General features: G+C 63.4%; 12 protein-coding genes. 8 read left to right on the top strand and 4 right to left on the bottom strand.

Annotated elements, in window-relative coordinates; translation table 11 throughout:
• Positions 1–29: 29 nt before the first annotated feature.
• Entirely contained in the window at positions 30–992 is a 963-nt protein-coding gene (locus ACVMIH_RS29645) for an alpha/beta hydrolase (RefSeq protein ID WP_057015525.1), read from the top strand.
• Between the two features lie 215 nt (positions 993–1,207).
• Here the strand turns inward: ACVMIH_RS29645 and ACVMIH_RS29650 are convergent, their stop codons facing one another.
• The 3 genes from ACVMIH_RS29650 to ACVMIH_RS29660 form a co-directional block, all read right to left on the bottom strand.
• Positions 1,208–2,560 carry an ISNCY family transposase gene (locus ACVMIH_RS29650; RefSeq protein WP_456860876.1) on the bottom strand — a complete coding sequence of 451 codons (1,353 nt, stop codon included), beginning with the start codon at positions 2,558–2,560 and terminating at the stop codon, positions 1,208–1,210.
• A 365-nt stretch (positions 2,561–2,925) separates the two neighbouring features.
• Positions 2,926–4,131, bottom strand: a complete 1,206-nt coding sequence (locus tag ACVMIH_RS29655) for an ABC transporter substrate-binding protein (protein WP_057015524.1) — start codon at positions 4,129–4,131, stop codon at positions 2,926–2,928.
• A gap of 269 nt (positions 4,132–4,400) precedes the next feature.
• Positions 4,401–4,628: a hypothetical protein gene (locus ACVMIH_RS29660; protein WP_016843499.1), complete on the bottom strand. Its 228-nt coding sequence runs from the start codon at positions 4,626–4,628 to the stop codon at positions 4,401–4,403.
• A 996-nt stretch (positions 4,629–5,624) separates the two neighbouring features.
• Here ACVMIH_RS29660 and ACVMIH_RS29665 point away from each other — a divergent pair.
• Together ACVMIH_RS29665 and ACVMIH_RS29670 are read left to right on the top strand one after the other, a co-directional pair.
• Positions 5,625–6,173, top strand: coding sequence for a dsDNA nuclease domain-containing protein (locus ACVMIH_RS29665; protein WP_456864332.1), 549 nt, complete (start codon positions 5,625–5,627; stop codon positions 6,171–6,173).
• A 418-nt stretch (positions 6,174–6,591) separates the two neighbouring features.
• Positions 6,592–6,861, top strand: a complete 270-nt coding sequence (locus ACVMIH_RS29670) for a hypothetical protein (RefSeq protein ID WP_456864334.1) — start codon at positions 6,592–6,594, stop codon at positions 6,859–6,861.
• Between the two features lie 72 nt (positions 6,862–6,933).
• On the opposite strand, the gene rpmB is transcribed toward ACVMIH_RS29670, so the two are convergent.
• A complete protein-coding gene (gene rpmB, locus ACVMIH_RS29675; protein WP_057015522.1) occupies positions 6,934–7,242 on the bottom strand; it encodes a 50S ribosomal protein L28 in 309 nt (102 codons plus the stop codon).
• A gap of 355 nt (positions 7,243–7,597) precedes the next feature.
• Between rpmB and ACVMIH_RS29680 the strand changes: the two genes are divergently transcribed.
• The 5 genes from ACVMIH_RS29680 to ACVMIH_RS29700 all read left to right on the top strand — a co-directional run bounded on the left by ACVMIH_RS29680 (position 7,598) and on the right by ACVMIH_RS29700 (position 14,575).
• Positions 7,598–8,428 carry a DUF3108 domain-containing protein gene (locus ACVMIH_RS29680; RefSeq protein ID WP_456866581.1) on the top strand — a complete coding sequence of 277 codons (831 nt, stop codon included), beginning with the start codon at positions 7,598–7,600 and terminating at the stop codon, positions 8,426–8,428.
• Between the two features lie 620 nt (positions 8,429–9,048).
• Positions 9,049–12,567 (top strand): helicase-related protein, encoded by a 3,519-nt coding sequence (locus tag ACVMIH_RS29685; RefSeq protein ID WP_456864336.1) that lies wholly within the window; start codon positions 9,049–9,051, stop codon positions 12,565–12,567.
• Positions 12,568–12,597: 30 nt separating this feature from the next.
• Positions 12,598–12,882: an RNA-binding S4 domain-containing protein gene (locus ACVMIH_RS29690; RefSeq protein ID WP_076824784.1), complete on the top strand. Its 285-nt coding sequence runs from the start codon at positions 12,598–12,600 to the stop codon at positions 12,880–12,882.
• A 136-nt stretch (positions 12,883–13,018) separates the two neighbouring features.
• The gene (gene fdxA / locus ACVMIH_RS29695) at positions 13,019–13,357 is read left to right on the top strand and encodes a ferredoxin FdxA (RefSeq protein ID WP_057015519.1); all 339 of its coding nucleotides are present in this window, start codon (positions 13,019–13,021) and stop codon (positions 13,355–13,357) included.
• Positions 13,358–13,768: 411 nt separating this feature from the next.
• On the top strand, positions 13,769–14,575 hold the full coding sequence (locus ACVMIH_RS29700; RefSeq protein WP_076824782.1) for a CarD family transcriptional regulator: 807 nt from the start codon (positions 13,769–13,771) through the stop codon (positions 14,573–14,575).
• Positions 14,576–14,740 lie beyond the last annotated feature (165 nt).

The following is a 14,740-nucleotide window of genomic DNA, read 5'->3' on the forward strand; positions in this document are numbered from 1 at the left end:
ACTCCACGCACTCGCACTGAAGGACTCCCATGCCGCTTCCGCTCGATCCCGTCATTGAGAAGATCATCCCGCTGCTGCCGCTGCGCGATCCCGAAACCATGACGCCGCAGAGCTGTCGCGATTCGCTCCGGGCGCTGGCGGAGGCGCGCAAGGCGGTGCCGCCGCCGCCGGTCGACGTGGCACGCGATATCGAGGTCGCTGGCGCCGCCGGCAAGCTCGGCGCGCGGCTCTATCGCAACGGCCGTGGCACGGCGCCGACCGTGATCTTCTTCCACGGCGGCGGCTGGGTCGCCGGCGATCTCGAGACGCATGATCGCCAGGCCCGCAACCTCGTGATCGACACCGGCGCTGTCGTGATCTCGGTCGATTACCGCCGCCCGCCGGAAACCCGCTTTCCCGGCGCGTTCGAGGATGCGTTCGCCGCGATCCGCGACGTGGTCGCGCGGATCGACGAATTCGGCGGCGACCTTTCCCGCGTCGGCGTCGCCGGCGATTCCGCCGGCGGCAATCTCGCCGCCACGTCAGCGCTGGCCTGCCGCGACGCCGGCATCAGGCTCGCCGGGCAATTGCTGGTCTATCCCGTCACCGATGTGGTCGGCAATTTTGCCGACGCGGCCGAGAACGCCAAATTTCCGTCACGCGCCGAGAATGCGGACGGCTACTTCCTGACGCGGGCGACGATGCAGTGGTTCTGCGGGCACTATCTCGCCGACAAGGCCGAGGGCGCCGACTGGCGTGTCTCGCCGCTGCGCGCGAAGAGCCTTGCCGGTGTGGCGCCGGCGGTCGTCACCACCGCCTGGTTCGACCCGCTGCGCGACGAGGGTCATGCCTACGCGCGGGCGTTGCAGGCGGCCGGCGTGCCGGTGACCTATCATTCCGGCGAGGGGCTGATTCACGGCTATTTTGGTCTCGGCGACGCGTCGGAGGCCGCACGCGCCGAGGCGCAGCGTGCGCGGGCGGATTTTCGGGTGTTGCTGGAGAAGGGGGTGTGACTCCTCGCTTGCCTCCCCTGGAGGGCGCTTGCGGGGGAGGCGCGTTGCCAAAATATCGAAAACAACCCCATGCAAAGTAGCCGGCGGTGGCCGACGTTCGACCCGGCGACTGTCCGTAGCGGGTGAAGATGTCGTGTTTTTGTAGCTCGTGATCTGTCGCCTTCGTTTCTGATTTGCAGGGGAGCCGGAAGGCGGGGACGGCTTTCCCTGATTGATCATGCCACGGCTGTTGTGGCGGTTTTAGCCCTGTGGGTGAGTTTCTTTGTTCGACTTGAAGCCCGTTTCTCCGTCCCGACCCGCGCTTTCTCGACGGCGGCGCGCGCAGGAGCGGTCAAGGACGCGCGCTTGCGCGCCCGCCAGGGCTTGTCCTTGACGGCTCCGAGCACACCGCCAGGCTGAGGCGCGTCGGGGCTGATCTGCTGTCCGTTGGCGCTAAACATCGCCAACCGATGCGGTCCAAGGAACACGCTGACGGTGCCATCGGGATACTCATGGAGCCGCACCACAGCCTTGACGAAGTGAGGTCTGAGCCGGCTCTGCGGCAACTGCAGCCGCCGACCGTTCCATGCAACGGTATTGTCGTTGGCGACGGTTCGCTCCTCGATCACGCACAGCGCCTCGCGCCAGGCCTCATGCCGATCGGCCACGAATGCCGTGCCTTCCTGTTCGGGCTTGATCGCAAACGCGGCGTTGTGCCCGGGGATGTAATGCGCCTTCAGCCACGCGTTGGCAGCCTCAACCGTCGTGATCCCGGCAAGCCGCAGCTCCTTCGGCAGCCGATCCTGCAAGGTGCCGAACACCCGCTCGGAGCGCCCGCGCGCCTGCGGCGAATAGGCTGCGATATGCTCGATCCCAAGATGCGACAAAGCCCGTCCCACCTGGGTTTGTTGCGTCTTCGAGATCTTCTCGCCAGCTTTTGGGGTCAGGAAATAATGGCTGCCGCGGTCGGTGTAGAGCGCGCAGAACAGGCCATGCTCGCCAATCACTTCGCGCAAGGCCTGGAAGGTCGAGGCCGTTCCTTCTTCCTCGACCAGCACCATCGAGTAGATCTCGCTGGTCGCATCGTCCATCGTGACGATCAGGTCCCTCGCGGGCAGGCCTTCGATCCAAACGTGGCGCGATCCGTCCTGGTGCAGCAGCATGCCCCGAAGCGGCCGCCGCGGCCGCTTCTTGCGGTGCGCCGAACGCTTCGGAGCCTTCCGCACCAGCCCCGCCGCGTGCAGCGCCAGCTTCGTCACCGTATAGCCCAGCACATAGTCGTGCCGCTTTTGCATCTGCTCGTGGAAGTGCTTCACCGTGAAGTCCGCGTACTTGTCCCGGTACAGCGCAAGCATCCGTTCCAGCGCCTCCTCCGGCGCCCGCCGTGGCGAACGACGCCCCAGCCGGCGGTCGACAAGCCCGTCGTCGCCCTCCGCCTCATAGCGCTCCGCCCAGCGTTGAAACGTCCGAACACTGATCCCAAGAACCTCCGAAGCTGCCTCCTGCGTCAGTTCCTTCGCCTCCGTCCGATCCAGCAAATCTGAAAACCGCATCCGTCGTACACCCTCGTGAATGGATGCCGTGCTCATCGTGCCCCCCTTGTTCCGGAGCACCGAAAACACGACACTTCACGAGCTACAAACAGGCGACAGATCACGAGCTACTGACACGTTCGACCCGGCGACTTGACGCGTCGGGCAACTCAGGGGTATATTTCCAATATTCCGAAATCGATCATGCGTATGCCCGCACCCGGGGGCAGGTGGCATTTCGCCGTTGTTGACGGGGAGCTAACCTCCTCGTCGTCCCGGCGAAGGCCGGGACCCATAACCACCGCAGCCTGTTGCAGGAGCGGGCTGCGGCTCCAGCGTCGCGCCACGCCATCCAGTCGGGGTAATGGGTCCCGGCCTTCGCCGGGACGACGATGTGGATGGATTTGCGTTCAACAACCCCCTCAATCATTTCCGATCGTGTCGCCGAACAGCTGCCAGGTCTCGCCGTTGAACTTCTGCAGCCGCATCGCCTCGACCGGGAAGTAGTCGGTCGGCGAGGTCTTCACCTTGATGCCGGGCAGGAACATCGGCAGCGCGATGTCGAGATTGGCGGCCTGCCTCATGATGTTCTCATGGGTGAGGTCGTCGCCGCATTGCTTCAAGACCTGCACCGTCGCCTCCGCCACCACATAGCCGTAGACGATCAGCTGGTCCTGCAGATTGCCGTCCGGAAAATACTTCTTCATGAAGTCCTGCCAGGCGATCACGTCCTTATCGTCCTTCCACTGCGGATCGTTCGGATCCTTCAGCGAGTAGGACGAGATGATGTCCCTGGAATAGTCGAAGCCGGCCGGCTTCAGCACCGAGGACACCGAGGTCGAGGTCGCCGCGAGGAAGAACAAATCCGGCTTCCAGCCGATCTCGCCGATCTTCTTGATCGCCTGCGCCGCCTGCTTGGGGATCGCGTGCATGAACAGCACGTTGGCGCCGGAGGATTTCAGCTTCACGATCTGGCTGTCGACCGTCGGATCGGTCGATTCATAGGTCGTCTCCGCCACCACCATCTTGGCGGTGTTCTCCGGCCCCAGTCCCTTCTTGAAGCCGTTGCCGTAATCCTTGCCGGCGTCGTCGTTCTGGTAGAACAGCGCGATCTTGGCGTCCGGCTTGTTGGTCAGCACATACTTTGCGTAGACCGCGGTCTCGGCCTGGTACGACGGCTGGAAGCCGATCGTCCACGGATAATGCGCGTAGTCGCCCCACAGCGTGGCGCCGGCGCCAACGAACAGCTGCGGCACTTTCTTGTCATTGAGATATTTGCGCACGGCCAGGCCCGTCGGCGTGCCCAGCGGATTGAGGATCGCGGCGACCTCCTCCTGCTCCACCAGCTTGCGCGTCTGCTCCACCGTCTTCGGCGGCGAGTAGCCGTCGTCGAGCGTGATCAGGTTGATCTTGCGCCCGTTCACGCCGCCCTGGTCGTTGATCATCCTAAAGTAGGCGGCCTGCGTCTTCGCGATCACGCTGTAGGCCGACGCCGCGCCGGAGAATGGCGAGGTCTGTCCGAGCTTGATCTCGGTGTCGCTGGCGCCCGTGCCGTATTTCTTCTCGGCGGCGTGTACCTGCGTCGCGAGCGCAAGCGCGACGGCTGCCGTGACGGCCTTCCAGATCATCGTGAGCCTCCCTGTGGCTTTTTTGTTTTGTTAGCGAGGGAGAGCTTACGTGAGCGGCCGCACGTTGGGCTTGTGGTGAGACGCCGGGGCAGGGATGCGAAAATGCGGGCGGGGGAGGTGATGATTACCGTCGTCCCGGCGAAGGCCGGGACCCATAACCACTAATGTTTGCCGTTACATGGAATGTTGCCCCAGCCTTATAACCAATAAACAGCCGGGGTAATGGGTCCCGGCCTTCGCCGGGACGACGTGATGAGAGAGCGGAGTCCTTAACGATACCGCACGCTGCCGGTCGTGACCGGATCGGTCGGCAGCACGGTAGCGCCGGCTCTGCTGGCGGCGGCGGAGGTGATCATGCCGGGCTCGGCCGCGGCCTGCACATTGCGGGGCGGGTTGAATTCGAGGATGACGAGGGCGGCCGTCGCGAGCACCGCCACGGCGGCGGTTGCAATCGCAGGCACCAGTCTTCCGCGCGGATCGGCTGCGCGAACTTGCATTGACGAATTCCTTTATCGGGGTCGTTCTTCGGACGTGATGTAAGAACGGCCAGGCTTCTTCCCAAGAGTGCGGCGCACGCCTCACAATCAGTTGTGCCGGCCGTGATGTCCCTCACGGTGTTCGAGACGATACGGGCTTGGCCTGCGTCGAATCGCAATCGTGTCGGACGGCTTGTTTGCACACTAATATCTGGAAGAGATCGTGGCGTTTTGCATGCGCCTCATGCGCTCGTGATGATGCGCAGTGATGTTGTGATTAACGGCCACGCGAGAGGCCCGCTTTGCCTTTGTTTATAGGGTTTCTTCGTTGGTTAAGGCGCGTGCGTTAAGTCTTTCTTCACTCGCCTAGAGCGCGTCAGCAGAGATTCGCAGTGTGGCCAGCGATGACACCGCTGTCATTGGCGGCAGCTGTCATCGAACCTTCGCGAACGCCGTCATTGCGAAGAGCGCAGCGACGAAGAAATCCATCTCTCCTCGTGCGATATGATGGATGATTTTACTTCACGCGTAATCGTACAAAGAAAAATCCACCTCGCCATCGCACGCCGCGTGCAACGGTCAGATCGATTCACCTCCGGCGAGACAGGGTTTGATTGTCGCCGCCTTCGCAAGACGCTTTCGCATCTCGCGGGGGACACCTTTCACCGAGGCGTCAGGACCACACGCTTTCACCGTCCGCGATTCGGCGCGCTCGTCTCGCGCGCCTCCCGCGTCCACCGCATCCCGCACCCAGTCCGTCACGATCGCGATACGTCCCTCAGCGGGGGAGGCACGCGTTGCTTGTACTCGCGATTTGGAGCCAATGAGTAGGAGCATTTTCCTTGAATTGACTGGGTGGGGCTGTATCGCATTGAAAATATTTGATGAATTTTATCTTCTGCGCGCGAAGAAGCTGCCCAGGGCATTCGACTAAATTCTTGCGGAGAATCGTTTTCAACGCTTGATTGCAGAAGTCGTTTGGGACCTGAGTTCGTTGAACTGCGTACAGGGTGAATTGTGGACGACATTTCAGACGCCGGCGGCGTCGCCGCACGAATTGGATTTAAGTATCAAGATCATGTAGCTGCGTCGTTTGTCCTCGAAATGATCGGCGATCCACGAATCGTGCAGGTCGAATGCGAGACGAGCGACGATATCACCCGCATACTTCGGTTTGAGGGACGCGAATTCCCCGAATACGTCCAGGTAAAGACAACCGATCGGGACAAGAATTGGACTGCAACTGAAATCGCGAGCCGAGCAAACAAGAATGCACCGACCTCGTTGATCGAGAAGTCGTTGCTTGCAGATAAGCACGGTCCAGGAGCCCGATTCAGAATTGTAACACGGCGATCCGTAAACGCGTCGCTACGCGCCTTGCTTGATCCGATTGATGTGCGCGATCCCAACGGCGAAATTGCTCGTTTGGCGACGAGTCTGAAGAAGCGGCATCCAAAAACTCTTTCGGCTGCACTCCATGACCTTGCATATTGGACATTGAACGCCGTTTGGGATCAGCGATCGAGCTTGAGAGCGAACTCTCAGAGCGCTCAAGGGAGCGCGTAAACGATGCGATCGAAAGTAGTTTCTTGTCTGCGGATACTTTGCGGGCGAATGGTTCGGTCTTGCCGGACACGCAAAACAGGATCGCGCGGGCCGTCCACGATAGACTCGTTCAAGGTGACGCGCTTCTGCTCTGGAGGGGGTTCCCGCAGCGGGATCAATTAGTAGCCGTTTGCGATTTAATAGTCGCAGACCTCTCCGGACCGAGACTGAAGGACCTTGATATCAAGTCAGGCAAAGGGCTTGCTTGGCATCTTAATGCGTTGGGGATGTCGCGGGGCTTGTCTGGTTATCTTCGAGAGATTGCGGTTGGCGTGCTGCCTGGCCAGTCAGTGTCAGTCGAATCGACAATGCGCTCAAAATCGTCCGTAACATCGCTACGTTTCAGTTCCCACGCGATCTTATGGTTCTTCATCGTATCGTGTCCGAGGTCGCAGATCGTCTTGAGCTGTCTTCCCCGGACTATACCGTTTATGCCGAGGCTACAGAGCATCTATTCTTGCCCGCACCGATAGCTGCCTTAGACGAGTACGGAATTCCCAATCAGATTGCGCGAAAGCTGATCCCCTACCTCGATCAATATGACCTTGATAGAGCGCTGCAGGACTTGAGAGCCGTTGACGTCAATCAACTGACCGACTTCTCTGATTTTGAGCGGTCGCTGGTTACAGTCGTTCAGCCTACCATCTAAAAAACAAGACGGCCGGGTCATCCGACCCGGCCGTTCAAAACTCTCTCCGCGAATTCCGCTCTCGCGTCTCGCTCAGCTCGCCTTCTTCACCAGCGCCGGCTTGCCGACCTTCTTCTCGATCGCGCGCTTCAGGTCGAGGGCGCGGGGCGAGAGCACGTCGGCCTTGGCCTTGAGCAGATAGGCGTCGAGGCCGCCATTGTGGTCGACGCTCTTCAGCGCATTGGTCGAGACGCGCAGGCGCACGTTGCGGCCGAGCGCTTCGGAGATGAAGGTGATGTTGGCCAGGTTCGGCAGGAAGCGCCGCTTGGTCTTGATGTTCGAGTGGCTCACCTTGTGGCCCGTCTGGGGGCCCTTGGCCGTCAGTTCGCAGCGCCGGGACATCTTACAAAATCCTTATTGCATCCCCGCCTCTCTGCCAGGCGTGCAATCACACGGCCCGCGCGGGGGTTTTGAATTCGCGTCCATTTTCCAGGAACCGCGGGTGTATAGGGGGAGAATACCCGAGCGTCAAGATTATATCGCCGCATGCGGGGCGCCGGAAATGCCGGTTCATAAGGTCTTCCAGCCACTTAACGGCGGATATGGCAACCATATAAAGGGCGTATTCGGCTGCAAGTCTAGGTTCCATACAAGATGCGCCTTGTTGTCCGGCCGAATTGAACGCCGAAATGGACAACGGATAGAGCGCCGATAGCAGGACCGTCAGGTAGGTTAAGTGACCACCGCCATTGCCATTTTGCCCCCGCTCGGCCGGCTGCTCGGCCTGTGCGCGGGCGCATTGCTGCTGTTCTGCGCCGAGCGCGCCAGCGCGCAGGGGCGGCTCGACGCCCAGTATGAGGCGACCCTGGCCGGTATCCCGGTCGGCAAGGGCACTTGGACCATCGAAATCGGCGACGACAGCTTCTCGGCCTCGGCCCAGGGCGGCACCGCAGGCCTCCTGAAGGCGTTTTCCGGCGGCTCTGGCGCGGGCGCCTCGCAGGGCCGCGTCGTCAACGGCGCGCTGGCCGCCACCTCCTACACCGCGACCACCACCACCTCGAAGAAGTCGGAGACGATCCGGATGGTGCTGGCCAATGGTGGCATCAAGGAATCCACGATCGAGCCGGAGCCGCCGGTCGATCCCGACCGGCTGCCGGTGACCGATGCGCAGAAGAAGAACGTGTTCGATCCGATGACCGGCTCGTTCCTGCGCGCGCCCGGCAATGCCGAATTGATGAGCCCGGACATCTGCCGCAGCGGCGCCGGCATCTTCGACGGCCGCATGCGCTACGACCTCAAGCTCGATTTCAAGCGGGTCGAGATCGTCAAGGCCGAGCGCGGCTATCACGGCCCGGCGCTGGTCTGCGCGCTCTATTTCGTGCCGATCTCGGGCTACATCCCGGATCGCCCGGTGATCAAATATCTCGCCGCCCAGCGCAACATCGAGATCGCCTTCGTGCCGATCGCCGGCACCCGCCTGCTGGTGCCGTTCCGCATGACGATCCCGACCCCGCTCGGCCAGGCCATGCTGGAAGCCACCTCGTTCGTCACCACAGCCGCGCCGCCGCGCGTGGCGAAGACGCAGTAAGTCGCACCGTCATTCCGGGGCGCGCGTAGCGCGAACCCGGAATCTCGAGATTCCGGGTTCGCGCTACGCGCGCCCCGGAATGACAGACAGAGGTAGGCGCGGACCAGCAACAAATGTCACCGGAATCCAGTTGACTCTTGTCCGCTTCTGATTCGACTCGGCCACCCCTGGAACTTAAGGAATTCAGTCCGCATATCCTGTGCTTGTGGAGCCCCTTCAAACTTGATCTAGTGCCGCCGCCGTCAGCCTGCCCGAGATGTTGCGGTGAACGTTTCGAGCCCGGAATCGAGTCAGCGATTCGGCCGCGATTCGTTCTAGAGTCGTTCCAGAGCTTAAGGTAGGCGTCGCATTGTGAGACAGATTTTGTGAAAAGGACGCGTGAAGGAGTGAAGACCAGAGCGTCAATCCCTCACCGTCACCCTGAGGAGGCCGTGCAGCGGCCCTCTCGAAGGGCGACGGCCCTGCTGTCTCATCAAGATCGCCGCAAACGGGTCGATCTCGGCCGTGCATCCTTCGAGACGCGCTGACGCGCTGCTCATAGGTACAACGGCGAATTCGCCGTTGTACCGGGGATGACGGATCAGAGAGCGCCCCAACAATTCAAGAAACACCTGCAAAATATGGTTTTCTCAACTTCGTTCGGAAATGACCGCGTGCCCGGTGCAGGCGTCACCGCGGTGCTCGGGCCGACCAACACCGGCAAGACGCATCTGGCCATCGAGCGCATGCTGGCGCATTCGTCGGGCCTGATCGGGCTGCCGCTGCGGCTGCTGGCGCGCGAGGTCTACAACAAGATCGCGGATCGTGCCGGCATCGATAACGTCGCGCTGGTCACGGGCGAGGAGAAGATCAAGCCGAAGGCGCCGCGCTTCTGGGTCTCGACCGTGGAAGCGATGCCGCGCGATCTCGATGTGTCCTTTCTCGCGGTCGACGAGATCCAGATCGCGGCCGATCTCGAGCGCGGGCATGTGTTCACCGATCGCATCCTCAACCGCCGCGGCCGCGACGAGACGCTGCTGCTGGGCGCGGCGACCATGCGGCCGATGATCGAGCGGCTGTTGCCGGGCGCTTCCATCATTACGCGGCCGCGGCTGTCTCAGCTCGAATTCGCCGGCGACCGCAAGATCACGCGGCAGCCGCGCAGAACGGCAATCGTCGCGTTCTCCGCCGACGAAGTCTACGCGATCGCCGAATTGATCCGCCGCCAGCATGGCGGCGCGGCCGTGGTGCTGGGCTCGCTCTCGCCACGCACGCGCAATGCCCAGGTCGCGATGTTCCAGAACGGCGACGTAGATTATCTCGTCGCCACCGACGCGGTCGGCATGGGGCTCAATCTCGACGTCGATCACGTCGCCTTCGCCTCCGACCGCAAGTATGACGGCTATCAGTTCCGCCGCCTGACGCCGGCCGAATTCGCGCAGATCGCGGGCCGCGCCGGGCGCGCGACGCGTAACGGCACCTTCGGCACCACCGGGCGCTGCGCGCCGTTCGAGCCGGAGCTCGTCAACGCGCTGCAGAACCACACCTTCGATGCCGTCAAGGTGCTGCAATGGCGCAACGCGAAGTTGGACTTCGCCTCGCTCGGCGCGTTGCAGGTGTCGCTCGCGCTATCGCCCAATCATGAGGCACTGACGCGGGCCCCGGTAGCCGAGGATCTGCGCGTGCTCGAGCACGTCGCGCGCGACGCCGAGGTGCGCGAATGGGCGCATGGGGCCAAAGCGGTGGAGCGGCTGTGGGAGGCCTGCCAGGTTCCGGACTACCGAAAGCTGTCGCCGGCCGCCCATGCCGAACTCGTGACCACGCTGTATGGCTTCCTGATGCAAAAGGGGCGTATCCCTGACGCATGGTTTGCCGCCCAGGTCGACCAGGCCAACCGGACCGACGGCGATATCGACACGCTATCGGGCCGGATCGCGCAGATCAGGACCTGGACCTTTGTTGCCAACCGGCCGGACTGGCTCTACGACCCGGACCACTGGCAGGGGATCACGCGCGAGCTCGAAAATAAATTATCCGATGCGCTGCATGAACGGCTCACGGAGCGTTTCGTTGACAGGCGGACCAGTGTATTGATGCGCCGCCTGCGGGAGAACTCAGTTTTGAATACGGAAATTGGCAAGACCGGTGAAGTGATCGTGGAAGGCCACGTGATCGGCCGGCTCGATGGTTTCACCTTCGCACCTGATGCGGCCGAGGCCGGCAGCGACGCCAAGGCGCTGCAAGCCGCCGCCCAGCAGGTGCTGGCGCGCGAGATCGATGCGCGTGCCGAGAAACTGGGCGCCGCCCCTGACGAGCAGTTCGTGCTGACCTCCGACGGCACCATCCGCTGGACCGGCGATGCGGTGGCCAAGCTGGTGGCCGCCGAGGACGCGCTGCATCCGCGGCTGCGCATCATCTCCGACGAGCGGCTGACCGGCGCCTCGCGCGAAGCGGTGCAGACCCGGCTCGACCTCTGGCTCAAGACGCATATCGAAAAGCTGCTCGGGCCGCTGTTCGAACTGTCCAAGGCCGAGGACCTGCAGGGCATCGCCCGCGGCATCGCGTTCCAGCTGGTCGAGGCGCTCGGCGTGCTCGAGCGCAGCAAGATCGCGGCCGAGATGAAGGATCTCGACCAGCCCTCGCGCGCGGCCCTGCGCAAATACGGCGTGCGGTTCGGCGCCTACCACATCTATTTCCCGCAGCTCTTGAAGCCCGCGGCGCGCTCGCTGGCCTCGCTGCTGTGGGCCGAGAAGCAGAGCAATGCCGACATGGCGGCATTGTCGAATGTGCAGCATCTCGCCTCCAGCGGCCGCACCTCGTTCCCGGTCGACAAGGCGTTGCCGCGCGATGCCTATCGCGTACTCGGCTATCGCCAGTGCGGCGAGCGCGCGGTGCGCGTCGACATCCTGGAGCGGCTCGCCGACCTGATCCGCCCCGCTCTGGCCTGGCGTGAGACGTCGCCGGGCGAAAAACCCGCCGGTGCGTTCGACGGCCGCGGCTTTGTCGTGACGCAGGCGATGACCTCGCTGACCGGCTCCGCGGGCGAGGATTTTGCCTCGATCCTGCGCGCGCTCGGCTACCGCATGGACCGCCGTCCGCCGCTGCCGCCGAAGCCCGTCGAGGCCGCGCCGGCCGAGGCCACGGAGGCCGTCGCCGAGGCCACGGAGGCCGTCGCCGAGACCACCGAGACGCTGCCGGTCGAGGCGACCTCTGACGCCGCCGTGGATGCGCCGGTCGGTGCCACCGCCGAGGTTGTGGCCGAAGCGCCGGAGGCCGCCACGGATCAGCCAGTGTCGGGCGATCCCGCACCGTCGGCCGCGCTGCTGCCCGATGTCGGCTTTGCCGAGGTGGTGTCCAGCGAGGCGACGCCGGTCGTCGTCGAGACCAAGCCCGAGCCCGTGGCAGAAGTTGCCGCGGAGCCCGCCGCTGTCGCCGAAGAGCCCGCTGCTGAGGCGCCCGCTTCGGAAGCGGTATCCGAGCCCGCGCCTGCCGTGGAAGCCACTGCAGAGACACCCTCCGAGACCGCCACAGACGCAGCCGCGGAGACCGCGAGTGCCGAGGCAGCACAGGCTGAAGCCGCTGTCGCCGCCGCGGAGACGCCGGCCGAGCCGCAGCTGGTCGAAGTCTGGCGTCCCGGTGGCCGATCCGACGAGCGCCGTCCGCATCATCGCGGCCACGATCGCAACCGCGGCCGTCACCAGGGCAAGCCCGCCGAGGGCGCGCAGGCCGCCGAAGGCGGCGGTGAGAGCGACGGCAAGCGCGAGCAGCATCGCCGTCCGCGCCGTCACCAGGATTTCCGCGCGCCGCGCCCGGGTGCGCCCGCGGATCCGGCTGCGGCGCCCGCCGAGGGCGCGCAGGCCCGCGACAACAGGGACGACAAGGGCCAGCGCCGCGAGCGCTTCGAAGGCAAGGGTCGCGATCGCGACAATGAGCGTCGCCGCGACAACAAGTTTGGCGGCGAGCGCAAGGGCGAGCGCGGCGATCGTGACCGCGGCGGCCGCGATTTCGGCAAGGGCGGCCGCGACAAGCGCGAGGGCGGCCCGTCGCATCGGCCCTACGCCTCGAGCGCGCCGCGCGAGCGCGACCGGCCGATCGATCCGAATTCGCCATTCGCCAAGCTCGCTGCCCTGAAAGAGCAGCTCGCAGGCCGGAAGGAATAGTCCAACCCTTGGTTTAACGCTTGGTCTAGTTTGGATCGACAGCGCCTCGACAAATGGCTGTGGCATGCGCGCCTGGTGAAGGCCCGCACCAGCGCCGCTGAACTCGTCGTATCGGGTCATGTCCGGATCAACGGCGCGCGTGAGAAATCGCCGGGCCATGCGGTGAAGGCGGGTGATGTCGTCACCGTCGCGCTCGACAACAGCGTCCGCGTGCTCAAGGTCATCGGCTTTGCCGAGCGGCGCGGCGATGCCAGTTCGGCGCGGGTGCTGTACGAGGATTTGCAGGCCGGCAATTTGCAGGCCGGTAAGGAGTAGTTATCTAGCGCTTGCTATCTAAATTTGGGTGGCAGGAGCGTGAGAATACGGGCGTTTTTCGAGGGCCGCTTCCCTTGCGGCCCCGGTATTCCTGCGCTACGCAACCCCAGAAAAATCGATCGTTCCGGAGTTTTGGATGACCTACGTCGTCACTGAAGCCTGCATCAAGTGCAAATATACCGACTGCGTCGAGGTCTGCCCCGTCGATTGCTTCTACGAGGGCGAGAACATGCTGGTCATCCATCCCGACGAATGCATCGATTGCGGCGTGTGCGAGCCGGAATGCCCGGCGGACGCCATCAAGCCGGACACCGAGCCGGGCCTGGAAAAGTGGCTCGAGGTCAACCGCGACTACGCCAAGAGCTGGCCGAACATCACCCAGAAGAAGGACTCGCCGGAAGACGCCAAGGAGTGGGAAGGCAAGGAAGGCAAGTTCGATAAATATTTTTCTCCGAATCCCGGCAGCGGCGACTGATTCGCCAGGGAATACCGTGGTAAGGTCGGACTCTGGTCCGCCGCGGCCCTCCGTTCGGCCGCCCATTTAACCCTAATGACGGACATATGACCTGAACGGCCCCTGTTATGCCCGGAATCGGGCGTAAACCATTGATTTTTGCGGAAAATGTGCTATATCTGACACATTACAGGCCAAGAACCCCCTGCCATGCGTACCTTGTGGCTTCGAGGTTCCCGCAAACTCGAACAGGGGCGTGGCAGTTTCCGCGCGCAGGCTGTGTCACAGAAAACGCGTAAAAAGAGTGCTTCAAAGACGACGAAAAAAGCCGCTGTCGTTGCTCGCAGCGCAACCAAGGGCCGTGCCAAGGCGTCCGTGAAGGGGGCCAAGAAGGCGGCGGCTGCAAAGTCCTCAAAGAACAAAAGAAGCGTGATGCCAGAAAAGACTGCCAAGACTGCCGCGAAAGCGGCAGCTGCGAAGCCCGCTGCTGCCAAGGCCGCCCCCAAGCCTGCCGCGACCAAGACGGCTGCTGCGCCGAAGCCGGCCGCCCCGAAGGCTGCCGTCCCCGCCGCTGCTCCGAAGGCTGCCGCCAAGCCGGCCGCCGCGCCGCGCATCGAGGAGCCGAAGAAGGTCGTGACGCAGCGTCAGGGCTTCAAGGCCAATGAATTCGTGGTCTATCCCGCTCACGGCGTCGGCCAGATCCTGGCGATCGAGGAGCAGGAGATCGCGGGCGCCAAGCTCGAGCTGTTCGTGATCAATTTCATGAAGGACAAGATGACGCTCCGCGTCCCGACGGCGAAGGTCGCCAATGTCGGCATGCGCAAGCTGTCGGAGCCGGCGCTGGTCAAGAAGGCGCTGGAGACGCTGAAGGGCCGTGCCCGCGTCAAGCGCACCATGTGGTCGCGCCGCGCCCAGGAATATGAAGCGAAGATCAACTCGGGCGACATCGTCGCGATCGCCGAGGTGGTCCGCGACCTCTATCGTTCGGAATCGCAGCCCGAGCAGTCCTATAGCGAACGCCAGCTCTATGAAGCGGCGCTCGACCGCCTGTCGCGCGAGATCGCGGTCGTGCAGCACTCGACCGAGACCGAGGCGATCAAGGAGATCGAAGGCCAGCTCGCCAAGAGCCCGCGCCGCGGCGCCAAGGCAGAAGCCGAGGGTGAAGGCGAGGGTGATGCCGACGGCGAGGATGCCGATACCGATGGCGACGATACCGCCGTCGAGGACGAAGCCGCCTGAAAGGGTTCGACGGATTGAAAACAAAAGCCCGGTCGCAAGACCGGGCTTTTTGCTTTGGCGGCGTGTCCGTGGGGCACGCTTACCTCTCCCCTTGTGGGAGAGGTCGGATTGCATGGCAAATGCAATCCGGGTGAGGGTGCAGGCTCTCCGCAAGTTGCAGCCCCC

The sequence above is a fragment of the Bradyrhizobium sp. USDA 4503 genome (assembly GCF_054055815.1).